23 protein-coding genes and 1 other annotated feature are annotated in these 23,811 nt (G+C 54.7%); of the genes, 6 read left to right on the top strand and 17 right to left on the bottom strand.

The window, feature by feature from the left end:
- Window positions 1-142: 142 nt before the first annotated feature.
- The 9 genes from JUE30_RS07755 to JUE30_RS07715 all read right to left on the bottom strand — a co-directional run bounded on the left by JUE30_RS07755 (window position 143) and on the right by JUE30_RS07715 (window position 7,639).
- Window positions 143-1,186, bottom strand: coding sequence for a hypothetical protein (locus JUE30_RS07755; protein ID WP_203624365.1), 1,044 nt, complete (start codon window positions 1,184-1,186; stop codon window positions 143-145).
- A gap of 243 nt (window positions 1,187-1,429) precedes the next feature.
- Window positions 1,430-2,026, bottom strand: a complete 597-nt coding sequence (locus JUE30_RS07750) for a hypothetical protein (protein ID WP_203624364.1) — start codon at window positions 2,024-2,026, stop codon at window positions 1,430-1,432.
- Between the two features lie 24 nt (window positions 2,027-2,050).
- Complete coding sequence (locus tag JUE30_RS07745) at window positions 2,051-2,494, bottom strand: MarR family winged helix-turn-helix transcriptional regulator (protein ID WP_203624363.1); 444 nt, start codon at window positions 2,492-2,494, stop codon at window positions 2,051-2,053.
- 10 nt (window positions 2,495-2,504) lie between these two features.
- Window positions 2,505-3,143, bottom strand: a complete 639-nt coding sequence (locus JUE30_RS07740) for an NAD(P)-dependent oxidoreductase (RefSeq protein ID WP_203624362.1) — start codon at window positions 3,141-3,143, stop codon at window positions 2,505-2,507.
- A 27-nt stretch (window positions 3,144-3,170) separates the two neighbouring features.
- On the bottom strand, window positions 3,171-4,145 hold the full coding sequence (locus tag JUE30_RS07735) for an amidohydrolase family protein (protein ID WP_203624361.1): 975 nt from the start codon (window positions 4,143-4,145) through the stop codon (window positions 3,171-3,173).
- 321 nt (window positions 4,146-4,466) lie between these two features.
- Window positions 4,467-5,342: an SDR family NAD(P)-dependent oxidoreductase gene (locus tag JUE30_RS07730; protein ID WP_203624360.1), complete on the bottom strand. Its 876-nt coding sequence runs from the start codon at window positions 5,340-5,342 to the stop codon at window positions 4,467-4,469.
- A 254-nt stretch (window positions 5,343-5,596) separates the two neighbouring features.
- Window positions 5,597-6,418 (bottom strand): PTS system mannose/fructose/sorbose family transporter subunit IID, encoded by an 822-nt coding sequence (locus tag JUE30_RS07725; protein WP_203624359.1) that lies wholly within the window; start codon window positions 6,416-6,418, stop codon window positions 5,597-5,599.
- On the bottom strand, window positions 6,393-7,169 hold the full coding sequence (locus tag JUE30_RS07720) for a PTS sugar transporter subunit IIC (RefSeq protein WP_203624358.1): 777 nt from the start codon (window positions 7,167-7,169) through the stop codon (window positions 6,393-6,395). Before JUE30_RS07720 ends, JUE30_RS07725 begins: the two co-directional genes overlap by 26 nt.
- On the bottom strand, window positions 7,166-7,639 hold the full coding sequence (locus JUE30_RS07715; RefSeq protein WP_203624357.1) for a PTS sugar transporter subunit IIB: 474 nt from the start codon (window positions 7,637-7,639) through the stop codon (window positions 7,166-7,168). The genes JUE30_RS07720 and JUE30_RS07715 overlap by 4 nt, the downstream gene beginning before the upstream one ends.
- A gap of 647 nt (window positions 7,640-8,286) precedes the next feature.
- Here JUE30_RS07715 and JUE30_RS07710 point away from each other — a divergent pair.
- The 5 genes from JUE30_RS07710 to JUE30_RS07690 all read left to right on the top strand — a co-directional run bounded on the left by JUE30_RS07710 (window position 8,287) and on the right by JUE30_RS07690 (window position 13,186).
- Window positions 8,287-9,300: an aldo/keto reductase gene (locus JUE30_RS07710; protein ID WP_203624356.1), complete on the top strand. Its 1,014-nt coding sequence runs from the start codon at window positions 8,287-8,289 to the stop codon at window positions 9,298-9,300.
- 1 nt (window position 9,301) lies between these two features.
- Complete coding sequence (locus JUE30_RS07705) at window positions 9,302-9,880, top strand: histidine phosphatase family protein (RefSeq protein WP_203624355.1); 579 nt, start codon at window positions 9,302-9,304, stop codon at window positions 9,878-9,880.
- An 85-nt stretch (window positions 9,881-9,965) separates the two neighbouring features.
- Window positions 9,966-10,715, top strand: coding sequence for an SGNH/GDSL hydrolase family protein (locus JUE30_RS07700; protein WP_203624354.1), 750 nt, complete (start codon window positions 9,966-9,968; stop codon window positions 10,713-10,715).
- 40 nt (window positions 10,716-10,755) lie between these two features.
- Window positions 10,756-11,000: a binding site (T-box leader), on the top strand.
- 55 nt (window positions 11,001-11,055) lie between these two features.
- Complete coding sequence (locus tag JUE30_RS07695) at window positions 11,056-11,880, top strand: homoserine O-succinyltransferase (protein ID WP_203624353.1); 825 nt, start codon at window positions 11,056-11,058, stop codon at window positions 11,878-11,880.
- 4 nt (window positions 11,881-11,884) lie between these two features.
- Window positions 11,885-13,186: a homoserine dehydrogenase gene (locus tag JUE30_RS07690; RefSeq protein WP_203624352.1), complete on the top strand. Its 1,302-nt coding sequence runs from the start codon at window positions 11,885-11,887 to the stop codon at window positions 13,184-13,186.
- A gap of 307 nt (window positions 13,187-13,493) precedes the next feature.
- Here JUE30_RS07690 and JUE30_RS07685 read toward each other — a convergent pair whose 3' ends face one another.
- The 7 genes from JUE30_RS07685 to JUE30_RS07655 form a co-directional block, all read right to left on the bottom strand.
- Window positions 13,494-14,918, bottom strand: a complete 1,425-nt coding sequence (locus tag JUE30_RS07685) for an FAD-dependent oxidoreductase (RefSeq protein ID WP_203624351.1) — start codon at window positions 14,916-14,918, stop codon at window positions 13,494-13,496.
- Complete coding sequence (locus tag JUE30_RS07680) at window positions 14,911-15,663, bottom strand: SDR family NAD(P)-dependent oxidoreductase (protein ID WP_203624350.1); 753 nt, start codon at window positions 15,661-15,663, stop codon at window positions 14,911-14,913. The genes JUE30_RS07685 and JUE30_RS07680 overlap by 8 nt, the downstream gene beginning before the upstream one ends.
- A complete protein-coding gene (locus JUE30_RS07675; RefSeq protein WP_203624349.1) occupies window positions 15,657-17,153 on the bottom strand; it encodes an FAD-binding protein in 1,497 nt (498 codons plus the stop codon). Before JUE30_RS07675 ends, JUE30_RS07680 begins: the two co-directional genes overlap by 7 nt.
- An 84-nt stretch (window positions 17,154-17,237) precedes the next feature.
- Entirely contained in the window at window positions 17,238-18,113 is an 876-nt protein-coding gene (locus JUE30_RS07670) for a LysR family transcriptional regulator (protein ID WP_203624348.1), read from the bottom strand.
- 179 nt (window positions 18,114-18,292) lie between these two features.
- Window positions 18,293-19,843, bottom strand: coding sequence for a glutamine-hydrolyzing GMP synthase (gene guaA / locus JUE30_RS07665; RefSeq protein WP_203624347.1), 1,551 nt, complete (start codon window positions 19,841-19,843; stop codon window positions 18,293-18,295).
- 84 nt (window positions 19,844-19,927) lie between these two features.
- Entirely contained in the window at window positions 19,928-20,854 is a 927-nt protein-coding gene (gene coaA, locus JUE30_RS07660; protein ID WP_203624346.1) for a type I pantothenate kinase, read from the bottom strand.
- Window positions 20,855-20,931: 77 nt separating this feature from the next.
- Entirely contained in the window at window positions 20,932-21,474 is a 543-nt protein-coding gene (locus JUE30_RS07655; RefSeq protein WP_203624345.1) for an HIT family protein, read from the bottom strand.
- 190 nt (window positions 21,475-21,664) lie between these two features.
- Here JUE30_RS07655 and JUE30_RS07650 point away from each other — a divergent pair, with 190 nt between their 5' ends.
- Window positions 21,665-22,681 carry a D-2-hydroxyacid dehydrogenase gene (locus JUE30_RS07650; RefSeq protein ID WP_203624344.1) on the top strand — a complete coding sequence of 339 codons (1,017 nt, stop codon included), beginning with the start codon at window positions 21,665-21,667 and terminating at the stop codon, window positions 22,679-22,681.
- Between the two features lie 75 nt (window positions 22,682-22,756).
- On the opposite strand, the gene JUE30_RS07645 is transcribed toward JUE30_RS07650, so the two are convergent.
- A complete protein-coding gene (locus JUE30_RS07645) occupies window positions 22,757-23,785 on the bottom strand; it encodes a branched-chain amino acid aminotransferase (RefSeq protein WP_203624343.1) in 1,029 nt (342 codons plus the stop codon).
- Between the last annotated feature and the right edge of the window lie 26 nt (window positions 23,786-23,811).

The following is a 23,811-nucleotide window of genomic DNA, read 5'->3' as shown; positions in this document are numbered from 1 at the left end:
CACAGCAGCTTAGGCGCGTTACTTAATCGAACGGCCAAGTCCACAAAGGCCTCTGCGCTGCGATTCGTTAACTGAATCGTGGCACAGAGGCCTTCATGCTTTGGACAAAAAGCCGCTCTTCGATTGCTCAAGAGCCAGCCCCTTAGCTGGCCTGCATCAGGCTGCCTAAATCGAGCTTCACCACCCGATCGGCGTGAAAGCCCAACTTGGCCTTACGGTAGTGCGTCGCGCCTGATTCAAACAACACGTAAAGATCCTCGCCGTCTGCGTAAATTTGCTCAAGATACGGCGGCAGCGTGACCGTTTTAAGGGTATCATCACCGTCAAAATCAAGCCAAGTCCGCTGGCCGTCATTGTCAAACGCCAAGATGCTGGACGAATTAGGCCCGAACGACTGCGAAAACAGGATCTGGCCATGATAGAAGGTGACGCCCTGCAGCTTTTTACTGGTCGTGTAATTGCCCGCTTGATTGGCTCCGCGAAGCTCTACTCGGCGCCGGTTCGCGGTATCGGGCAGGCCCTGCTTCGTCAGCGGCAACGCCACGAAATTGCCCTGGGTACTTTGGTCAAAGAAGCCGACGTAAAGCGCGTTGTTGTGGTAGGTCAGAAACGAGGCCCGCTTGACCCGATTCAACGACACGACTTGGTCAAACTTGCTGGCGCGATGGCCGCGAGCAAAGTTCGCCCGCTGCCAAGTTTTTGCGTCATACGCCGACAGCGAAGCGGTGTTTTGCAAAGTTTCGGTCGTCACCCAAAGGCGCTTGCTGACGGGATCATAGGCAAGCCCGCCGACGTGTGAGGCGTTGGGCAGGACGATTTGCTTCACAAAGCGGCCAGTGCGTTTGTTCAGAAAATACAGCACAGAGTCAAAGCGATTGTCACGGCTGTATGCAGAAATCACCACAAAATTGGGCGTCACGGCCAGCCCTTGTGGATCCATGGTCTTGCTGATCCCCACTTGGTGCCGGGAACTGGTGCTGAGCGACTCGGTTCGCACCAACCCCGGGATCACATAGGTGTCAGGCTTGGCATCGTGGTCTAGGGCTGGCTTCAGCGCAGGATACTGCTTGGTGAACTGACGGTAAAATTGCTTCTGGGTGGTCACCGCAGCTGTCGTGCTGGTGCCAGTCGAAACACCCTGATGGTCATGCGCATAACGGTACCACCCAGCCAGGACGATGACCAATACCAGCCCCGAGGCAGCAAGTAGCTACCGTTTATTGTGTTCCATTTAAATTCCTCCAACCACTCTCTTGTGCTTCCCCCGTTTGCTCAATTATAACTTGTCAATCAATAACAATTTCGCGTTTTTGGCACTGCAGCCGAATTTGACCAAGCAATTGACACTTATCGGCGATTGTTTATACGCAAAAGCCCAGCCGTTTTGCTGACTGGACTGTTTTGGGTGATTTTTCTGACGGTCAACCGGCTAGGCCACTGGCAGCGGCGCCGGCAATTGAGGCCCCAGCCCGCGGCGCGCCAGGATCCAATCATCACCGTTCCACATTTCTGTTTTCTGGCGATTAGCCAAAAAATCCCAGAAACTCAGGCGTTCGAACTCGATCACCGCGTTGTTCGGGGCGAGGCCGACCCATTCATAGCTGCCAGTGTCCACAGTGTTGACGTACTTCGCCCATTCCACCGGCACAGTGACGGTTTGGCCATCTGCATTGATGTACGTCCGCGTCTGACCGGTCAAACTGCGAAGCGGCTCAAGCCGTTGACGGTAGGTGGAATCAACCTCTTGCCACACTCGCTCCGCAATCGCAAACGCCTGGGTCTCATCAGGCAGCTTGCCCGCGATTGGCTGTGTCAAGGCGTTATAAGAATAGAGGTACCCATTGTCACCGTAGATGACGGTGACATGTTCCCGATTGAGTGCTTCCTGCTGCAAGGCGGCTGGCTGATACCGCCGCAGGTGAACCTGCTCACCGTTTCGTGGGACCAGCTGTTCGACGATGATCTGGTAGCCTTCGGGAATCTGTAGCGCCGGGTAGGTGTGCCCATTTAGTGTCAATGCCGGCATATTTTTCCTGCTTTCTTTATCGATTCACTGATTATCCAGCTGTGCAATGCGGTGGAGCACGGCCAAAAGGTCCTGCTGGCTCACCCGGCCGTCTGCTGCGGCCAAGCACTGACTAAGCGCCTTTTCCTCCGCATCCAGCGCAGCTTTGACTTGCGGATACAAGTCCTCACCCGCCTTGGTAAGCCAAAGCTCGAACCTTCGGCCATCGGTTGGCGATTGACGCTTGTCCACCAGCCCCAGCGCGACCAACCGAGTGATTTCCCGATTGACATTGCTTTGATGGCGGCTGTCCGCCCGCACCAACTGATCCTGCGTCACGCCTGGATCATCGTGCAGCTTCAGCACAAAAAAGTACTGGCTGCTGTTTACCCCCAGCGGTTTCAGGCGCCGGTCAAGCACACGCAGCGCATTGTTCGATGCGATGTGAAGCTGCTTGATGATGGTCTGGTCATTTTTGTCTGGAATCATGATGTCCCTCCTAGGCGTCGACGACCGAAAACTGAGTCCGTGTATGCTTGGGTTGTGCGCTTTCGTCAAGCAAGGCCGCGGCAAAGTTAGCCACTGAGACTTCATTTTCCCCGGCGGCACTGTTGATAATGTGGCTGCCACCCACGCGATAGGTCGTTTTCGGCCCATCGGTAAAATCAGTGGATGGTGTAATTGCCGTCCAGTTCACGTCATCGACTAACTGCAAAAATTCAAATTCCCGGTTTTGCTCAATCATCCCTGCAAGCCATGGTTCGCCGGCAAAGCGCTTCATCGTGTCGGTGAGCAGTGTGCTGCCATCTGGCTTGAGCAGCGTTGAGGCACCGATCACAAAGAATAAATGAGTCGCTTGATCCTCACGGAAAAAACTGATCAGGCGGGTGGCTAAATCAACGTGTTCATACGGCTTGGCGGAAGCAAACGCGTCAACAATAATATCAAAATCTGATAAGTCGGCCTGCGTCAGTGCCATGGCGTCTTTGGCCAGAATCGCGGCCTGGTCGCCGAACAGCTTTTTTGCTTTTTCTGCACTGCGCACGATGGCTGTGGCCTGCAGACCACGGTCAAGCGCTTCCTTCATGATTGCCTGGCCGACGTGACCCGTCGCACCAATAATACCAATTTTTGTCATATGGTTTCTCCTTTTTATCGGGTGAGATTAGTTTAAGTTAAACACTGTTTCGGCGGTGCCGTGGCCAATTGCTTCACGCTGGGCAGCCGTAATGTCCGCCTGTTCAAGAAATTGACGTGTTTCATTTCCGGATTGAACATAAGGAAAGTCTTCGGACCACATGACGTGATCGGCGCCCATCTCAGTCAACACCAGCTGCATCTGCGGCGCGGTGAACATGCCGGATGGTGACAGGTAAACCTGGCGCTTGTAGTAGTCCGAGAACTTCAGCGGCAGATCAGTGATAATTGGGCTGAAGCCATCGATCCGTTCCAGGAACATTGGGACAAATTCGCCCCAGTGACCGGAAGCAATCTTGAAGTGCGGGTACTTCTCCATGATGCCGGACGTGATGATCCTAAGCATCTGAATGCCCTGCTCCATGTGCCAGCCCCACATGGCCCCGGCCATCATCGTGGCGCCTAATGCGTTGTATGCCTTGCTGTCGTACAGCATCGCCTTTTGATCGTTCGTGATGACGCCTGGATGTAGATAAAGTGTGGTGCCTAGCTGGTCAGCGGCAGCGAAGATCGGCTCAAAGCGGGGATCATCCAAGAACTGACCATTGATGCTGCCAGAAATGATGCCACCCTTCATGCCCAGCTTGGTCACGGCGTATTCGAGTTCTTTGGCGGCCTCATCTGGCGTGTTGGCTGGCAGGGTGGCCAAACCGGCAAACCGGTCTGGGTACTGACTAATGTTTTCTGCCAGGGTCTCGTTTTGGGCGTGAGCGCCGTCAACCGCGTACTGGTCAGGCAGGACTTGCGGGGAATTACCAGCATCCGAGATCACCTGCATGTCGATTCCGTTCTTATCCATGTACGCGACCTTGTTGCTGAAATCCACAAGGTCCGGACGCAGTTGGTCCTGACGCGGATTGTTGTTTTTGACTTCTGAGTATTGGTTGAATTCCTTGATGTTCCGATCTGTGTCGTAATGCTCTTCAACGGTAATAAGTTTCATCGTAAACCCTCCAAAAATTTGTTTGATTTATATGCGCGTGCATAGTGTTGGCCAAAAAATTTGGTCGGAAGAGACCCGGCCTTATCGTCTTGACAATTTGCTTACCAAAAGTAGCTAATTTTTAACGCAAACTGAGTATAGCACATTTGTATGCATGCGCATAGTGTTTTCCCAAAATTAATTTCAAGCGCCTTCTCACCGGCTTTTATGGCGTCATGGCAAGTCCAAAACGACCTTGCGAAGAAATCAAAACATCCTCCCTGTCCGTGACGTACCAGTCGCTAGCAAAGAGAAAGTTTTACTTGACACACTTTGTTTGAACTACTTGGCTAAACCCACAGCCTTCATGCTGAAATCCCAAAGCTCATCTTGGATCTGCTGATCATAAGACATTTTCGACGAGCGAATCGGCTTGTCACTGCTGCGGTCAAAATACCTTGCCGGACCCTTGGCGAACTTGTCATCCACCATCAAATTCTTGATCATCGTTGCCGAGTCTTTCGCGGTGCTGAGTAAATCTGCTACCTGTGCCATCATTTCCGGCGTGAAGCGCGATTTGTTTTTGGACAGCCCAGTTTCGACCATAAGCCCAGGATTAACAGTGTTCACGACGATCGGATTGCCAGCTGCCGTCAGCCGCCGATCCAATTCATAAGTGAACAGAATCGTGCAAAGCTTGGAATAAACATAGCTGCGCTCATCCACCATGGCATCGTGGCCAGGGTAGGCAATGGCCTCAACTCCTGGCCAGGCCACACCCCGAAGCGGCGTATCATGCCGTTCGCTGCTGACCGTCACAATGCGGCTGTCATCCTGCATCAGCGGCAGCAGCAGCTGTGTCAGCAAAAAGTGGCCAAGGTAATTGGTCTCAACAATATTGTTGAACCCATCTGCCGTCACAGTCGCCGTCCTGCCAGCGATACCAGCGTTGCAAACCAGCCCGTAAAGCGGCTCGTCTAGCGCTTTGAAGGCAGCGACAAAATCTCGCACTTTGGCCAGCGAGGAAGTGTCCAACTCAAGACACGTCAAGTTGGCGTCTGGTATAGCCTTAATAATTTCATCGCGCGCCGCGTTTGCTTTTGTCATATTGCGGCAGGCCATAATCAGGTGATAATCCTCTCCCTGCTCAGCAATCTGTTTTGTCGTCTCAAACCCTAGGCCGGAGTTTGCGCCGGTAATAATAATTGTTTTTGTCATTTATCTGTCTCCTTGGTGGTCATCTTCAAACTGACGTTGATCCTTCTTCGTTGCTTTAAATGCTTTTCTTGCTTAAACATCATGCGGCCTCGCCCTCACGGAAGACCGAGATAGCTACAACCTGGTAAGCGAAAATAGTGTAGCGCATTTGTATGCGTGTGCATAGTGTTTTAATTTTTGTTATCAAAAAGCCTCGAACTCCAGTCGGTCATAGAGTTCGAAGCTTTGCGAGACGATGCTGACGGCATCATTGGTTATTTTAAGATACCAGTGAGCGACAGCACGATGGCCGCCACGATAACCAGGCCCATCAGCCGCACCGGTTTTTGACCTTTGCGCAGCAGGTAAAACAGGCCGAGGAATAGCAGCACCGGCAGCAGATCCGGCACAATGCTGTTAAGAATCGACTGCAAATTGATTTTGACCTGCCCCACCGCAAATTTCAGCGGTGTGCCCACTGTAATGGTGGTGGGAATCAAGGCGCCTAGCACCATCATGCCCAACGCACCAAGCGAATCCGTGACGCGCGCAATCTTCCCGCCTTTGAGCAGACTGGTAACGCTGGCCTGACCCAGGTGATAGCCCGAGTAGAAGCAGATGTGGCCAACAATCAGCGCGTAGGCACAAAACAGGACGACGAATAAGATTGGCCCGAGCGCACTGCCGTTTTTAGCCATGTCGATGCCGATCCCCAGCAGAATGACCTTGACCAGTGATTGTGTGATGGTGTCGCCAATGCCGGCCACTGGCCCCATCAGCGCTGCCTTGAGATTGTTGATCATATCCCCACTTAGTGAGTCGTCATTCGCCTTTTTCTCCTCCAGCGAAGCGACAATGCCTGCAATCATTGACCCAAACGTATTCTCAGTATTGTAGTACGTGAGCTCGCGGGTCAGGCCTTCAGCCAGCTTGTCCTTGTCGTTAGGGTACAATTCTTCCAGCACGTAAGACATCGCGTGCGCAAACCCGAGGCCCATCATCCGCTCGTAGTTGTAGCAGATTTGGCCCCATGACTGCCATGCAAACCAGGTCTTCCGCAGGGTTTTCTTGCTAAGCTTTTTTGGCGTCTGTTCCATCACGATGACCTCCTTGTGGCATGTAGTAATAGTGCAGCAGCGCGAGTCCCGTCCCGATAATGGCAATGGCCATCACGTCGAGTTTCAAATACGCTGCCAGGGCGAACCCGATCAAGATGAACGGAATCGTCGACTTCTTGGCCAACACCTGCATCAGCATCGCCAGTCCCAGCGCCGGCATCATTTTGCCGATCAACATCAAAATATTGGTGATTTGTACGGGCAGTGCCGCCATGAAGGCCGCAAAGTAATGACCGCCAAAGTACACGCACAAAAACGCTGGGATAAAGTACGTAATGAACGGCACAATCTGCGACGCGAACAGGTTCATCCGCCGCACGCCGCGCAGATCCCCGGCCGCTGCATAGGTGTCCGCGCGGTGGACCCAGATCGGATTCAGCGCCATTTTCGCGTTCTGGCACAGCACCCCGAGCAGCCCTAGCGGCGTCGCAATCGCCAGCCCCGTCGCGGCCGAACTGCCTGATAGCATCGTCATCGCAACACCCAGGTAACCTGCAATCGCCATTTCATTCGGCAGCGTGCCGCCGACGGCAAGCAGTCCAATGTACGCCATTTGAATCGTTGCGCCAACTTGCAGGCCGTATGTCAGCTGGCCGAGCAGCAGCCCGTCGATCAGACCGGCGACGAGCGGCGCCCCGAAGTAAAACGCCCAGCGGGACCACATCGGCAGCGCCGAACTGGTCAGCCAGCACAAGGCTGCAATAATGATTGCAATGAAAAAGGTGTTCATGCGCTCACCTCCTGCTGATAGGCCACGCGCCGGTCACTTGGCAGCATCTGCAAGTAGACTTCGGTGCCCAACTGCTGCAGCTCATGCATGGCACTGCGCTCGGCTGGGTTAGCGAAAACGCGGCGAGTCAGCGGCGTGCGGTCCGGCGCACTGCCCATGTTGCCAATGTTGAGGCTGGTCAGTGCTGCGCCGGCCTTGACCAGTGCAACCGCCGCGACCGGCGTTTTAAACAGGACGAAGAAGTCCGGCTGGCTGGCGTCCTGAAGCATTTTAGCCGCCTGAGCCACCGGCTGAATGTCGATGGTAATATCAGCCGGCGCCGACATTGCGAGAACCGATGACGTGAACTCATCTGCCGCCAAGGCGTCGTCGATAATTAAGATATGTGAGACCGGGTACTGCTTGATCCAGCTGGTCATAATCTGTCCGTGGACCAGCCGTTCATCTACGCGTGCGAACTTGATTGCCATAAAGTAGCCTCCATTGAACCAGATACACAAAAAATCCGCCCATAAACAGTTAGTTACTGTTTAAGGACGGATTATTCCGCGGTGCCACCTTAATTGGATGGGTACAACAAACACGTGCCTCATCCCGCTTAGCGAAGGGCTAACACCCCTCCGACAACTGACGTATGCCTCACGTACAGGCTGACTTGACGGCGAGCTGCGATGCCGCAACGGACTTACGTCTAACCATCATTCGCTTGCGTGCGTTGCACGCTGCGCTCGTGATCGGTTAGCCGAAGTCCTAAGTGCGCGGCACCTGCGCTCTGGTTCTTTTGGCCTGTCCCTCAGTGGTCCATTTGACTGCCTGCGTTCGACGACATTCCCAGCTCCGGTCGCTCTCTGTGCGTGCAAAGCAGTTTTGATCTCCACATCAACGGTTTATGGACGAATTATTTTGTTAGGTACACGGTACAACGACTGGATGAGAAAATCAACATCTGGCTCTAATCTAATTTCACTTTTTTACTCAGCAACTCACTGTGCCCCCAAACAGCTGGGTCAGCGCACCAAGCCGTAAAACTCGATAACCGCACCGCCAATAGCGGTAAAATAGAGTGTGCGATAGGTTCGCAATCACTAAGCGCAAATTGCAGAAAGAGTGAAACGTGATGAAACAAGTTAAACTGGGTCACACCGACATCACCGTCTCCCAGCTTTGCGTCGGCGGTATGAGCTTTGGCCAAGCCGGCACCATGCACGCGTGGACACTGGATCAGCCAGCAACCACGAAAATGGTCAAAACGGCGCTTAATCTCGGCCTCAACTTCTTTGACACGGCCAACTCCTACTCAAAAGGCACTGGCGAAGTATACCTCGGCAAGGCGCTACACGACAACGGCGTGCCCCGCGACCAGGTCGTGCTCGCGTCCAAAGTCTATTTCAACCCGGGCCGGCTCAGCAGTGAGGCCATTCACCGCGAAATTGACGGCAGTCTGAAGCGCCTAGGGACTGACTATCTGGACTTATACATCATCCACCGCTTCGACTATGACACCCCGATTGAAGAAACGATGGCCGCCCTCAACGACCTCGTTGTTGCCGGCAAGGTGCGTGCCATCGGCGCCAGCGCCATGTACCCCGAGCAGTTTGACCAGATGCAGCAGGTCGCTAAGCGGCACGACTGGGCCACTTTTCAGACGATGGAAAATCACTACAACCTGCTGTACCGAGAGGACGAAAAGGCCTTGATCCCGCTGACCAAAAAGTGGGGCGCCTCGCTGATGCCATACAGCCCGCTGGCTGCTGGTCACCTCAGCCATCCCGGTTGGGACACGGACACCCTGCGCAGCCGCACCGACAAGGTGGCCAAGGGCAAGTATGACAACATGGAAGAAAACGACCTGGCGATCATTAAACAGGTTGAAGCCGTGGCTGAAAAGCATCACGTCACCATGAGCCAAGTTGCTTTGGCCTGGCTGTGGGCCAAGGGCGTCGCCGCGCCAATCGTTGGTGCCACCAAGGAAAAGCACCTGCGCGAGGCGGCTGAAGCGCAGCAGGTTGAACTCGACGAAGCCGACATCAAAGCGCTGGAGGCGCCGTATTCGCCGCACCCCATCGTCGGCGCGTTGGATCAAAACCCGCCAGCCGGCACCATTTTGATCGACGAAAAGAAGGAAAAGTAAGATGGGGAGGCTGTATCTGGTACGCCACGGCGAAACCCTGTTCAATGTGCAGCACAAAATTCAGGGTTGGTGCGACTCCCCGCTGACGGCCCGCGGCATCGCGCAGGCCAAACGACTGGCCGCTTATTTTGACCCGCTCCCGCTGGATCACGCGTACAGCTCGACTGCCGAGCGGACCGTGGACACTGCGGAACTGATCATCCATGGCCGGCTGCCAGTCTGTCACCTGAAGGCTCTCAAAGAAATGAATTACGGCGTTTTTGAGGGCGAAAGCCAATCGCTTAATCCGGCGCAGCCCAAAGACTTCGAGAGCTTCTTCGTCCCGTACGGCGGCGAGTCCTCGAACACCACCGGTCAGCGTCTGCTCAAGGCTTTGACTGAGATCATGCAGCAGCCGGATCACCAGAACGTGTTAGCCGTGTCCCACAGCGCCGCGTGCTTTAATTTTCTGCGGCAGCTTCAGGACCCGACCGAAGTTTTGGCTGGTGGTTTCCCAAATAGCGCCGTGCTGGTCTTCGACTACGACACGACTGGCTTTCACCTGCTCCGCGTTGATCGGCAGACTGCCCAAAACCTGTGAGTCTGTTTAACTGCGCCGCTGCCGGCCACTGACGGCTTGAAAGCGGCAAGGGTTCGCCATATCCTTGGTCTGGGAGGGCTTCATCATGAAAAAAGCTGTTTTGATTACGCCTGCAGTCGGGGCGGCCGCTCTGTTGTTGGCGACCAAACACAAATTTTTGAGTCGCGTGGTTCTTGGCAATCTGCCGCAATACGCACCTGCCGCACTCACCCTGAATCCAGCATCGCCTTTGTACGGTAAATACATCGTCTTTTTAGGCTCGTCGATCACATACGGCGCCGGCGCTTTTGGCAAATCGTTCGTTGATGATCTCGAGGCCAGCGACGGGCTGATTGCGGACAAGCTTGCCATTACCGGCACCACGCTCGCCGGCCCTGAGCCAAGCAGCTACGTTTCACGGCTGCAAAATTTTCATCCCAAGGCTGCGCCAGATGCGTTTGTTTGCCAACTGTCCACCAATGACGGACGCGCCGGCAAGCCAGTGGGCACGATTACCGAAGCCGGCGCGACCGAGTTTGACACGACCACGACCATTGGCGCGATCGAAGCCATCATCGCGCGGGTCAAACAAGACTGGGACTGTCCCATTTTGTTTTACACCTGCGTGCGCAAGCCAGAATCAGACTACGAGAACCTCATTGCTGTCCTTTATCAGCTGCAGACGAAATACGGCTTTGCAGTTCTTGATCTGAAGCACAATCAAGCTTTGGCCAGCGCGACCAGCCAGCTTCCTTTCGCTATGCTCGATGATGCCCACCCAACCCAGCAAGGCTATCTCAAACTTTGGACGCCAATTTTTCGGGCGCAGCTTTCTGAACTACTCATGAGAAAATAGCTTGACCTTGATGAGAAAATGCCATAGTATGACGTTAACTAAAAACACGTTGACGAGATAAGTAAACGATGCGGCGTCTGCAGAGAGCTGACAAGTGGTGAAAGTCAGTGGCGCTGGCCCGTTGAACATGGTCTCCGAGTATTGCCGCTGTGAGCTTTGTCGTGAGCAGTCGCCGGGTCCGCCCGTTATCGCGTGACCGTATCGCGCAACTGCGCCGTACGGCTTGAGTGGCAGTTGATGACAATTGTCAGAACACGGGTGGTACCACGCATTGGCGTCCCGCGAGTCTTCATTTGATTGAAGATTCGCGGGATTTTTGTTTGTTCTGGAGGTGATGAAAATGGCACAAGTGACGATTTTACGCGGATTGACCCGCACGGCCGAGGCCACAGCCCCGAGTGCGCTGCAATTGTTAGTCTTAAACCTCATGCCGAACCGGGCGCAGACAGAGCAGCAACTCGCGCAAGTGCTGGCCGCGGGCAAGCGGCCGGTCGCATTAACTTTCTGTGTACCAGACACCCACCATCTTCGCCACAATGCGGCGGCCGTTCGCCGCGCCTACGCCGGCTTTCACGAGATCGAGGACCAGCATTTTGACGGCCTGATCATTACTGGCGCCCCACTGGATCGCCTGCCGTTTCAACAAGTGGATTTTTGGCAGGAGCTGCACCGCATTCTGGCATGGCGCAAAACGCATGTCACCGGTTCACTGTTTATCTGCTGGGGCGCCTACGCGGCAGGCACAATCGATGGCCTTTTTACCGGCCAGCCGTTGAGGGATAAGCTCTCAGGCGTTTACACGACCGGCGGCTTGACGATGCCACAGTCCCGCTTTTTTAAGATTCCATTGACCAGCGTCCTTCGCGGGCAGATCATCGCCGGCTCTTCTGCACTTGGCGCCACTTTTATCAAAGACGTCGCCACCAACAGTTGGTATCTGGCCGGCCATTTGGAGTACCAAACCGACACGCTGCTCGCTGAATATCAACGCGATTGCCGCAAGAATCCGGCAACTCCAAAGCCCGCGCATTATTTTGATCAAAATCGGCAGCCGCAAAACACATGGCGACGCGACGCTGCCCGCGTCTATGCAGGCTGGCTTCAGACGCTCGTGCCACTGCGAGTCAACGCGCTTAGCTCAGGCTTAACCTCTGGAAAGGAGTGATCTAATGACCACAATCAATGTCGGATTGCTAGGCCTTGGGACCGTTGGGAAAGGCGTTGCCACCATCGTTGCGCGCGAGTCGCCTCAGCTGGCGTCCGCCGGGCTTAAAATCACGCGGGCAGCGGTGCGGACTATCACACCAGAGCGTCAGGCACATTTTCCGGACATCAAGCTGACCACCGACGCGTTTCAAATCGTCAATGACCCTGAGATTCAAATTATCGTGGAGGCGATTGGCGGCATTGACCTGCCGTATGCACTGATCCAGCAGGCACTGAGAAACGGCAAGCACGTCATCACTGCCAACAAAGACTTGATCGCCACGCATGGCCAAGCGCTGACCGCACTTGCCGCCAGCCAGCACGTGGCCCTGAATTACGAGGCCGCCGTCATGGGCAGCATTCCCATTTTGCGCACCTTGAACACCAACTTTGCTGGCGATACCATCACGTCACTCGCCGGCATCGCCAATGGCACCTCTAACTTCATTTTGTCGCAAATGGCGCGCGGCCGCAGTTACCCAGACGCCCTTGCCGAAGCACAGCAAAAAGGCTTCGCCGAAGCTGATCCGACCAACGACGTCGAAGGCCTCGACGCCAGCTACAAGCTGCTGATCTTATGTCGGTTGGCATTTGGGCTCGACGCCACACTGGCCAGCATCCACCGCCAAGGGATCACGACCCTCACCGCCGCTGATTTTGCCGCGGCCAAACACTTCGGCTGCACCATCAAGCCGCTGATCCGGGCTATTCGCCGCGGCAATCAACTGAACTTGACCGTCGCGCCAGCCCTGGTGCCCAATACCGATCCCCTGAGTCATGTTGACGATGAGTTCAACGCCATTGAGCTGACCTCAACCAATACCAAGTCGCTGGTGCTCATCGGTCCTGGCGCCGGCAGCCTCCCAACGGCGAACGCGGTCGTCGCAGACCTGCAGGCCGTCGCGCACGATATTCGAGGCCATCAAACGCCAACCATCGCCGCTCAGGCCCTGCAGCCGGCTGAAGCGTTTGAAATAAAGACGCCCCAACTCATTGTGTTGGACACTGATCCGTCAATTACTGGCGCTGCCATCGCCGACCACCTCGGCCTGTCATGCGTCACCTATCAACACAACAATGCGCTTACTCTCCTATCCCCCGCGGTCACTGATCAGACCATCGACACGTGGCGCGCCACCTTGAATAGTCTCAAGCACGTGAAAGTGCAACACGTTCTGCCCGTGTTTAACGCCGATGGCCGCGCGCCACAAACTCAACTACAAAATCTGACGACGGCGGCAGAGACCGAGAGCCAATCATTTTGATTAAATCAGAGCATGAGGAACATCGATACCAAGCAAAGACGGATCAATCAAAATGAACTGACCATAATTAGGCGAAACCAAAATCGGTGCCCGAAACAGTACTCACAATATTGTTCATTAAGAAAAATGGGGATGAGTGGTATACCCCTTTGAGGGGAAGCACAACACGCGCATCAAAAGCCTACCCTGCTAGATACCTTCTTCATCTCTCATAAAGTAGACAAATGCCCCTGCGCCACAATTCCATTCCGGAATCGTGGCCCAGAGGCACTCGTGCTTGGTGATGAAACTGTTTAAGGTCTCAGCATTATTTTTGTTGAACGATTGCCGCGACCGCGTTGCGCCCTGAAAAGGCCGCAAATCCCGCGGTACTGCCTGGCAAGGTCACCGCATAAGTATCGCCTACCAGCATCCCTGCCGCATCGTTGCCAATCGCATAAAGTCCAGGAAGCGGATACCCTTGGGCATTCAGCACCGCATTATGCGTATCGATGCGCAGGCCGCCAATCGCACACGCCATCCCCACGCCTAAGGTCACCGCATAAAATGGGCCATCCTTAACCGGCGTGAGATAAGCCGAAGCTTTGCCAAAATCGGCATCAACGCCCGCCGTGACTTGTCGATTATAACGCGCAACGGAATCAACCAGGTTTGGCAAATGCAGCTGGTCTGCCAAGGCCTCCAAGGTATCAGCTTTCGCCAAATACTTGCGATGCGCTGCTAGGTCCGAGGCTAATTCATCAGGCAGCTTGCTTAAGGTATCCGGCGAAAATGGCGAATTGCCCACTGCCTTATACAACCCGACCGTGCTCAAATGTTTGACGGCTTCCGCGTCAAAAATCGCAAATGTCCGCGCTTGGCCAAGTAGCGCATTCCCTGCGTGGCACATGTTGTCATTCACATCTTCATTCACAAACCGGTCACCGACCTGGTTGACCCACAAAATTGCTTCTTGAGTCGCAGCCACGCCAATTTCAGAGCTCATATGCAGAAACGGCGGCAGCATCGGGTCATAAATGGCCCCACCACCAAACTGGAGAGCCCCCATGCTGTCATGCATCGCCCCGGCCGCCCAGGCCAACTGCATGCCATCGCCGGTGGATTTGCCATCACTGACACTCATCAGCCGGTCTGATAATGGCGTTTGCTTTTTGATCAATTCAGGATTGTCCACGTAGCCGCCGGTGGCTAAGATCACGTTGTCAGTGGCAATTTCTTTCGTTTGCCCGGTGACCTCTTTCATGACCTCAACGCCTGACAGATGCCCGGCAGTCTGCAATAATTTTTGGGCACTGGTACTCGTGCAGAATTCGACGCCGAGTTGCCGCGCTTTGGCCACCAGCGTTGCCACCGCCGCGTGGCCGCCGCCGGCAAAGGCATGAATGGTGGGCCAGCTTTTTCCTTGCGGGCCGACGCTGGCAAACTTTACCCCTTGGTCTGCTAACCAGTCGATGGTCTCGCCAGAATGGTCGATCAACTGTTTGAGATGCGGCGCGCTGGCTTCGAAATGGGAATAATTCAGCTCATCTTGCAGCAACTGTGTGCGGTCGATAGTGATGCCGGCTTGTTGTTGAAGCTTTGAATCCACGCCCATCGCACCTTCCACATAGTTGCCGTCGCCGCCGAGGCTGCGCCCTTTTTCAATCACCACACAGGACAACCCAGCCTGCCGCGCAGTGATTGAGGCGACCAGTCCTGATAGGCCGCCGCCAATGATGACAACCTCAGGCATGTGGCGCCTCCTGTTTCAATCCAGCACTGACCCCGCCATCGATCACGACAGTCTGCCCGGTCATGAAGGTCGCTTCAGTGGCAACGAAGACGAACACTTTGGCCAGCTCTTCAACCGTTTCATAACGCTTCATTGGGACCGTTGGCGTCATGGTATCAATGAAAGCCCCGTCGTTCAGCGGCGTTTTGGTCAGTCCCGGAGCCACACAGTTGACACGAATATTGTGATCCGCATAGTCAACCGCGGCGGCTTGTGTCATACCCATGATGCCATTTTTGGCCGCATTATAAGCGCCAAAACCACCTGGGGCGTAGAAACTGCCCAGCGCGCCGGTATTGACGATCGACCCGAAGCCTTGTTTCAGGAATAAGTTGATTTCCGCACGCATGCACTTGAACGTACCAACCAGGTCCAGGCCAACAGTCTTGTCAAAATCCTCATTCGTGAGCTCAGCAAAGGGCTTCAGCACACCGCCACCAGCGTTATTAATGACATAATCCAAGCGGCCGAACTGCGTCATCACCTGAGCCAGCGCCGCATCGATCGAGTCGTCTTTGGTCACATCCATGACCAAACCGATCACTGTCCCTGAGGCTTGCCCATTCAGGGACTGCGCCACTTCCACCACACTGGGTTGATAATCGGTCAACACAACGTTTGCCCCGGCATTAGCGAAGGCGACACTCACCCCATAACCGATACCTTGTGCCGCACCGGTGATCAATGCCACTTTATTTTCTAACATTTCTCTGCCTCCTGAACGGCCTTACCCGCTTCGGCCGCAGCGATCCAGCCCGAGACAAACGCAAACCCGTTGGCGATTCCTTCATAACTCGGATAACCATCTGAATACAAGCCGTTGACATTGTTGCCGACGATGTACAGATCCTTTAACGGTTGGCCGGCTTTGGTGACTGGCTGGCAATTGCGATCGACAGCGACCCCGTCGAGCGTGCCCAAAATTGCGCAGTGTTCTTTGATCGCGTAAAACGGGCCTTGATGAACCCCAAACTTCAGCTCCGCCGCCGGCTTCAAGAAAGTATCGTCTTGCCCATCGGCAACGGCCTGATTATAAACTTTGAGGGTGCGTTTAAAGGCCGCAATTGGGAGCCCCAACTTGTCCGCAAGGTCTTCGATGCTATCGGCTTTGACGACTTCACCATGTGCGATGGCATCCTCGAAGTCTGCTTGAATCGCCGGGATCGGCCCGACTGTGCCAGTTGGCGTTTGGCCGGGTTCGAGAAATTGCCGTTCAAAAGTATCTTCCATTGGCACGAGGTGATCACGAAAATGGTCCAGCGTGGCTTGATCGAGAATCACACTATATTGGCCTTGAACGTTGTGCGCGGCATTGGCCCACATCGCAAAGTCATAGACAATGTCTTCGTTAACAAATCGATTCCCGGTTTGATCGACCCATAGCAGCGGCAAGTTGGTCAAAGTTTCCACACTGCTTTGCCGCCGCATTGGGTTGATTCGCAGGCTTGGCGCACACCCATGGGCAAACAAGACCGGATTGTGAGCCACGTTGGCCCCGTACTTCGCGCAGAGCTTGATCCCAGTGCCGTCAGCCTTGCGCTCCCCTAAATTCAGCAACGCGTCATTATCAGCGTATTTAGCCGCCATCATTTCCGGACTGCCGCAATACCCGCCGTCGGCAAAAATCACTTTCTTGGCTTCGATGCGCAGCTCCTCGCCGCTAGCTTGTTTAGCGAGCACGGCTTTAAGGCCCGCTTGTGAATCATAGTCCAATCCGACCGCCCAGGTTTCAGTCAAAACAGGGTTCCCGGAGTCCTCAAATTTCTGTGGCCAAGCATCCCAAGTGGCCATCTTTGATTTGAAGTTATTGAACTTGTGATAAACCAGTGGGTCATTGAGATGCGCTTTCTGTTCACTTTGCTCAACCGTGGTGGCTAATCCCATTGCGGCCATCCGGTCAATATTCTCACCGGAATCTTTGAGAAAACGTGCCAGCAGTTCGCCGTTGACAAAATAGTGATTATAGCTGGTCAACCCCTTGAACGCATCCGCATAGTCGTAGGTCACACCCTTCTCGAGTTGCTGCTTAGAGTGGACCGCAAACACACCATGGGCCCCGAACTTACCGGCACCGCCGACTTTATCCCCACGCTCCAACATGATGAACGGGATTTTCTTCTGATACAAATCAAACCCCGCCGACAAACCTGCGGAACCACTGCCAACAATCACGATTTGAGTCTTTAACGTCTTCATGGTGGTGCATCCTTTCTTATTGTGAAGTATCCAACAAGTAAAGGATAAAGCGTTTTCACAAAGCTTACCAACATCGAATAGTTGTCAGCGATAACTTGAACTTATCGCTTTAAGAATCATCCCTTCAAATAGTTCCTGGCGATCGCGACTAATTGCCGCGACCACGTTGAAGGCTTGTTCCAAATGCTTCGGTGATAGCCGTGTGAGGTTGTTACAATGCGCAGGTACTCTGAAGTCATCCGGCACCAGCGCCACGCCTCCTTTAAAATTCACTGCTAAAGCGGCGGCTTGAAAACTATTCACCTGCGCGATGGAGGCATAGCCCCAGCCTTTCTGCGCATATTTTTCGACCATGGCTGATTGAATATCAGCAATGCCAGTAGACTTCCAGTGCTGTAAATACAGCTTGCCGCCATGGCTAAGCGTTGGCGCATCAGGCTGTGTCGCCAGCGCCTGGGTGTTGCAGAGCACATCAAAACCGACTTTGCGCAGCGGGAAGGTCTGGAGCTTCGTGTTGCCACTAAACGCCAGCTCAAATCCGATCAAAATATCATAATCATGCGCCAGCAGCCGAGTGAACGCGTCAGTAAAGGGTTCTTCATCAAAACTCAATTGCCTAGTTGCCCCGAGATGTTGCGCAAAGGCGGCTGCGTCAGCTTCCAATCCTTGAAGAAAGTGAATCCTGAGCAGACCTGCTGGTTGTTGTTCCGGATGACGCCAAATTTCACCATAGGCATCCAATACTTGAACCGCCCGCAGATAAAAGAATCGGCCGGCGGCGGTCAGTGACAGTGAAGTTTGCGTACGGTTGATGAGCTGTACCCCCAAATCATCCTCCAAATGCTTGATTGCAGTGGAGACAGCAGTCTCTGAGACATAGTTGCGTTTGGCTGCCGAGCTGAAACCGTGGGTCTGCACCACGTCCACAAAATATTTCATGGGCTTTAAGTTGTAATTCATTTGGGCGCCTCCAAAGTTGTGACAATGCTAACTTAATTATACGACTTGTTAGATGACTGACCTTAACAGCCGCAATCCCATCGTTTTCATCTCAACCACCGCTTCTAACCTCCACTTTTCAGATTTCACACAAAAAAAGTCCAAACGCTGATTGACCAGCGTTTGGACGTGCAATAAACTTATTCCCATTCGACAGTTGCCGGCGGCTTCGAGGTGATGTCGTAGACAACGCGGTTGACGTGCGCGACTTCGTTGACGATGCGAGCTGAGATCTTCTGAAGCACATCCCAGTCGATGCGGGCAAAGTCGGCGGTCATGCCATCAATCGAAGTGATGGCGCGAATGGCGATGGTGTAATCGTACGTGCGGCCATCCCCCATCACACCGACCGAACGGAAGCCCGGCAGCACGGTGAAGTACTGCCAGATTTTTTCTTGTAAGCCGGCTTTGGCGATTTCATCGCGCAGGACCCAGTCAGACTCGCGGACGATTTCCAGCTTATCCTTGGTGACTTCGCCAAGAACGCGAATCCCAAGGCCAGGGCCTGGAAACGGCTGACGCCATACCAAGTCATGCGGCAGGCCAAGGCGTTCGCCGAGCTCGCGAGCTTCGTCCTTGAACAGCTTGTTCAGCGGTTCAATCAGTTTGAACTTCAAGTCCTTAGGCAGGCCGCCAACGTTGTGGTGTGACTTGATGGTCTGCGCGGTGTCAGTGCCAGATTCGACCACGTCAGTGTACAGCGTGCCCTGAGCCAAGTACTCGATGCCATGCAACTTGCGCGCTTCATCGTTGAAGACTTCGATGAAGTCGCGGCCGATGATCTTGCGCTTTTGCTCGGGATCAGTAACACCTTTCAGGTCGCCCAAGAAGCGGTCTGCGGCGTTGACCTTGATGATTTTCACGCCGAGGCGACCGTTGAGACTTTCCATGACCTGGTCGGCCTCGTTCTTGCGCAGCAGGCCGTGATCCACAAAGATGCAGGTCAGCTGCTCGCCGATGGCTTTGTGCAGCAAGGCGGCCACCACTGAGCTGTCCACCCCACCGGAAAGGCCGAGCAGGACTTGCTTGTCGCCAACTTCGGCGCGAATCGCGTCAATCTGGTCGTCAATGAAGTCGCCCATGTTCCAGTTGGCCTGGGCACCGCAAACGTCAAAGGCAAAATGGTGCAGGATCTCATGCCCGTACTTGGTATTTTGCACTTCGGCGTGGAACTGGATGCCGTAAAACTTACGCTCATCGTCGTCCATCGCGGAAATCGGGCAGTTGTGCGAGGTCGCGGTTACGCGGAAGCCGGCTGGCGCCTTTTGCACGAGGTCGCCATGGCTCATCCACACAGTCTGCGTTTCCGGAAGATCTTGGAATAGCTTGGCGGTTTTGTCCGTCACCGTGATGTCGACCTTGCCGTACTCACGGTTGTCGGCTGGCTCCACGTCGCCGCCGAGGCGCTGGGCCATCAGCTGCATGCCGTAGCAGACACCGAGAATCGGAATGCCGAGTTCAAAAATCTCGTTGTCCACACCCAGCGCGCCGTCATCGTACACCGAATTCGGCCCACCGGAGAAAATAATGCCTTTTGGCGCGATCTTGCGGACTTCCGCCGCGGTGATAGTATGCGGCTTGAGTTCAGAATAGACGCCAAATTCGCGGATGCGCCGCGTGATCAGCTGATTGTACTGACTCCCATAATCGAGGACGATGATCTTGTCGTAGTCCTGGCCCTGGTTTGCCAAGTGTGCCCACACTCCCTTGTTTTGAATTGTTACTACTATACGGAAAATTTTGGCGCCGGTCAATTTTCAATGAGAAAAGCCTCATTAGTTGAACTTGCGCAGCGCGACCTCATCGATCAAATGATTGGCAGTTTTGTGCAAAATGACGTCCGCGCGGTTCTTGGTCGGCAGAATGTACTCCTTAAGGTTCTTGAGGTTGACGTCGCGCCAGACCTGCTTAGCCATTTTGAACGCATCGTCCCGATTGCCAATCGCGTACTGGTAGTAATAGTTGGTCGGATCGGTGAACGCAGTGTCCAGCAGCATGCCGAACCGCTCCAGGTACCACTGCTCGATGTTCTTAGGGTCGGCGTCGACGTAAATGGAGAAGTCGAAATAGTCGCTAATGTAAATCGGCTGCTGACTCGGCAGCTGCAGCACGTTGATGCCTTCGACAATCAGAATGTCTGGATGGTCGATGACCTCCTGCTCGCCGGGCACAATGTCGTAGATCTGGTGACTGTACTTCGGCGCTCGCACGACCCCGGTATTGTTTTTGACATTGTTGAGAAAATGAATCAACAGGTTCATGTCGTAGCTTTCCGGGAACCCCTTGCGCGCCAAAATGCCTCGTTTTTCCAGCTCGGCGTTCGAGTACAAAAAGCCGTCGGTGGTGATCATCTGGATCCGGCGGTCGGGATATGCCCGCGACAGCAACAGCTGAAGTAAGCGGGCCGTCGTGCTTTTACCCACCGCCACTGAGCCGCAGATGCCGATGATGAACGGATGGCTGTGGTAAGGCAGGCTCAAAAACTGGGCCAGCGTGCGCTCGTCGTCTTGGTAGTCCTTGTAGCGGATGTGGATCAGGTGACGCAAAGGCGAGTAAATCGTCTTCACATCGTCCATGCTGATGACATCGTTCAGCGAGCGCAGCTGCGTCAGCTCATCATCGGTGACCGAGGCAAAATTATGCGCGTGAAAGTTCGCCCATTCCGTGCGGCTGAACTTGTAGTAATTCATTTCTGATTCCATAACGACTCCTTGATGCTGATTTACTCTCTAGTTTAGCGCTTTCGCCCCCGCTTGTGGGCCAACCTGGGTAAAAAGCCTCAGTCTGTCGCCTGCGACCTGGTATGACCGGCGCGGGCGTGATCGTTCAGGGTGAAGTCGTGCACTGCGCGTAGTTCGCCAGCACGCTTGAGCAGCACAGCATCCAGCGCCTGGTTTAAGGTGTTTTTCAGGCGTGCTAGCCGCACCGGGTCGGCCGCCACGTCATCGCCGTACATGGTCTCCAGCGGCGTCCACCACACCGGACCAGCTTTCGCCGTGTCCCCGGCATGCCGTGGGAATAGATGCCAGTGAACATGTGCATCCCCATTGCCCAGCAGCTCGATGTTCATCTTGTCGGCATGAAACGCCTGGCCGCATGCCTCGGCCACTAGACTCATTTCCTCGAGAAATGCGATCTTGGTCTGCGGCGCCAGCTGGTGAAGCTCGGTGACATGCTGCTTGCCCAAGAACAAGGTGTAGCCTTCAAAGTACTGACTATCGGCCAAAACCACGTAGCCGGTTGCCAGTTCGCGAACGAAATAGCGATTTTCATGTTGCTTGATGGCGGCGATTCGTTGACAGATCAAGCATTCTTTCGGCATAGACTGCCTCCTTAGGCGTGAACAGAGTTTTATCTAATGTACCCCTTTCTCTGGGGTATGCCAATTATCAACGGACCGCCTCCGCCTAAACTTCAAAGAATTGTCTAAAGCCAAGTGTTGCCGCTTTCATTTTTTGGCCAGGCCCTGCTAAACTGAGGTTTCTATACCAACCCGGAAGGAAGTATTTCTCATGAAAATTACTGTCTTCGGCGTGCGGCCGGATGAGCGCCAGCACCTCGAGCGATGGACGCAACAGCGCGGTGATGACTTGGTGCAAACCACTGCGCTGCTGACGCCTGACACGGTGGCGAAAGCGGCAGGAAGCGCGGGCATCAGCTGTTTTCAGACGGTCCCGTACGAAGCCGGCGTGTTCAAAGCCATGCGCAAACTGGGTATCAAGACCTTGGCACTGCGCAACACCGGCACCGATAATGTCGACTTTGACGCCGCCCAGCATTACGGGATTCGCATCACCAATGTTCCTGCTTATTCACCGAATGCCATTGCAGAATTTGCGCTGGCCGATATGCTGTACTTGCTGCGGCAAACCGGATTGGTGCAGCGCGACCTGCATCAGGACCACTACCAGCAGGCCACGACGCACATCGGCCGCGAACTGCGCTGCTCGACCGTGGGCGTAATCGGCACCGGGCGCATCGGGCGAAGCTTGATCACCAGCCTCAATGGCATCGGCGCCAAGGTGCTGGCTTATGACGCACACCCCCAAGCTGACCCTCAGCTGCACTTTGAGCCAGTGCCCCTTTCGACCCTGCTGCGGCAAAGCGACATTGTCACACTCCACATTCCTGGCACGCCGACAAACACGCATCTGATCGACCAAGCGGCGATCGCCGAGATGAAGCCCGGCGCTCTGCTGATCAACACCGGCCGGCCAAACTTAGTTGATACAACGGCTGTGATTGCTGCGCTGCGCACCGGTCAGCTAGGCGGCGTGGGCATCGACACCTTCGAACACGAAAGCGAAGACCTGCTTGCCTTGGCCGAAGCCGGCCAGTTCACCGACCCGCAGTGGCAGACCTTGATGGCTATGCCCAATGTCATTTTATCCCCGCACATCGCGTATTACACTGAAACGGCGGTGCGCAAGATGTGTGAAACGGCGATGCAGGCGCTTCACGACATGGTCGAGCGGCAAGCCAGCGACTGCGAGGTCTTCCCCGACCAGCGGCTGCGCCAGGCCCAGTAACGATGAAAAAGACGCACACCTTTTCGCAGCCTTTGCGCTGCGGGCGGGTGTGCGTCTTTTTTATGATGGGACAATTCAATCCAGCGGGACTGGCACTGTCCAGCCTGCTGGGGCCTCGACATCGCCAAACTGGATACCAGTCAGCTCGTTGTAAAGCTTTTGGGTCATTGGCCCGATACCGCCGTCGCCGAACTGATGCACCTCACCGTTGTAAGTGATGCTGGCGATTGGGGTGATCACGGCCGCCGTGCCGCACGCACCAGCCTCGCCAAATTGATCCAAACCGTCAATGGGAATCTGTGTTTCCTCGGCGTCTAGACCGAACCGGTCGCGAGCCAGCGCGAGCAGCGACCGCCGCGTGATGCTCGGCAAAATCGAAGGCGACTTGGGTGTCAGGAATCGTTTTTCATCCTTGGTGATGCCAAAGAAGTTGGCGCTGCCGACCTCTTCAATGTAGTGGTGCTGAATCGGGTCAAGGTAAATCGCATCCCCGAAGCCGTGCTCGTGGGCATACTTGCCGGCCTGCAAGCTAGCGGCGTAGTTGCCGCCGACCTTGCTTTGGCCCGTGCCGTAATGGGCGGCACGGTCGGCGTGATCGGCGACCATGAACTTGGTCGGCACCATACCGCCTTTGTAATACGCCCCCACTGGCATGGCAAAAATTGTGAACAGGTACTCCTTGGCCGGCGCCACCCCGATGTTTGGGCCGACGCCAAGCAGCAGCGGCCGCAGGTACAGCGTCGCCCCGGTGCCATAAGGTGGGACGTACTCGGCATTGGCCGAAACGACCTGCATGGCCGCGTCCAGAAACTGCGCGGCCGAAAGCGGCGGCATCAGGAGCTTTTCTGCAGAGTCGTGGAGCCGTTTCGCGTTCAAATCCGGCCGGAAAAGCTGAATGGTGCCGCTTTTCGTGCGGTACGCCTTCATCCCTTCGAACGCAGACTGACCGTAATGCAGCGCCGGGCTGCCGACATTCAGGGTCAGCTCGTTGCCTTGAACTAAACCGCCCTTGTCCCAAGCCCCATTGCGGTAATGGGCCTCATAACGATACGGCAACTCTATGTAATTAAAACCCAGCGCGTTCCAGTCAATGTTGACGGTCACCTTGGCACCCTCCATTCAAATTGACT

This window comes from Lacticaseibacillus sp. 866-1 (assembly GCF_016861825.1).
Classification (GTDB): domain Bacteria; phylum Bacillota; class Bacilli; order Lactobacillales; family Lactobacillaceae; genus Lacticaseibacillus.
Note: the sequence above shows the minus strand (reverse complement) of the source record. Positions and strands in the feature narration are given on the sequence as shown.

Excerpts from the sequence above, each read along its gene's own strand:
- JUE30_RS07695 (WP_203624353.1), top strand. The coding sequence starts at position 11,056 with ATGGCACAAGTGACGATTTTACGCGGATTGACCCGCACGGCCGAGGCC.
- JUE30_RS07715 (WP_203624357.1), bottom strand. The coding sequence starts at position 7,639 with ATGGCAATCAAGTTCGCACGCGTAGATGAACGGCTGGTCCACGGACAG.
- JUE30_RS07750 (WP_203624364.1), bottom strand. The coding sequence starts at position 2,026 with ATGCCGGCATTGACACTAAATGGGCACACCTACCCGGCGCTACAGATT.
- JUE30_RS07685 (WP_203624351.1), bottom strand. The coding sequence starts at position 14,918 with ATGCCTGAGGTTGTCATCATTGGCGGCGGCCTATCAGGACTGGTCGCC.
- JUE30_RS07745 (WP_203624363.1), bottom strand. The coding sequence starts at position 2,494 with ATGATTCCAGACAAAAATGACCAGACCATCATCAAGCAGCTTCACATC.
- JUE30_RS07700 (WP_203624354.1), top strand. The coding sequence starts at position 9,966 with ATGAAAAAAGCTGTTTTGATTACGCCTGCAGTCGGGGCGGCCGCTCTG.
- JUE30_RS07720 (WP_203624358.1), bottom strand. The coding sequence starts at position 7,169 with ATGAACACCTTTTTCATTGCAATCATTATTGCAGCCTTGTGCTGGCTG.
- JUE30_RS07680 (WP_203624350.1), bottom strand. The coding sequence starts at position 15,663 with ATGTTAGAAAATAAAGTGGCATTGATCACCGGTGCGGCACAAGGTATC.
- coaA (WP_203624346.1), bottom strand. The coding sequence starts at position 20,854 with ATGGAATCAGAAATGAATTACTACAAGTTCAGCCGCACGGAATGGGCG.
- JUE30_RS07710 (WP_203624356.1), top strand. The coding sequence starts at position 8,287 with ATGAAACAAGTTAAACTGGGTCACACCGACATCACCGTCTCCCAGCTT.
- JUE30_RS07670 (WP_203624348.1), bottom strand. The coding sequence starts at position 18,113 with ATGAATTACAACTTAAAGCCCATGAAATATTTTGTGGACGTGGTGCAG.
- JUE30_RS07655 (WP_203624345.1), bottom strand. The coding sequence starts at position 21,474 with ATGCCGAAAGAATGCTTGATCTGTCAACGAATCGCCGCCATCAAGCAA.
- JUE30_RS07735 (WP_203624361.1), bottom strand. The coding sequence starts at position 4,145 with ATGAAACTTATTACCGTTGAAGAGCATTACGACACAGATCGGAACATC.
- JUE30_RS07740 (WP_203624362.1), bottom strand. The coding sequence starts at position 3,143 with ATGACAAAAATTGGTATTATTGGTGCGACGGGTCACGTCGGCCAGGCA.
- JUE30_RS07730 (WP_203624360.1), bottom strand. The coding sequence starts at position 5,342 with ATGACAAAAACAATTATTATTACCGGCGCAAACTCCGGCCTAGGGTTT.
- JUE30_RS07650 (WP_203624344.1), top strand. The coding sequence starts at position 21,665 with ATGAAAATTACTGTCTTCGGCGTGCGGCCGGATGAGCGCCAGCACCTC.
- JUE30_RS07690 (WP_203624352.1), top strand. The coding sequence starts at position 11,885 with ATGACCACAATCAATGTCGGATTGCTAGGCCTTGGGACCGTTGGGAAA.
- JUE30_RS07675 (WP_203624349.1), bottom strand. The coding sequence starts at position 17,153 with ATGAAGACGTTAAAGACTCAAATCGTGATTGTTGGCAGTGGTTCCGCA.
- JUE30_RS07705 (WP_203624355.1), top strand. The coding sequence starts at position 9,302 with ATGGGGAGGCTGTATCTGGTACGCCACGGCGAAACCCTGTTCAATGTG.
- JUE30_RS07725 (WP_203624359.1), bottom strand. The coding sequence starts at position 6,418 with ATGGAACAGACGCCAAAAAAGCTTAGCAAGAAAACCCTGCGGAAGACC.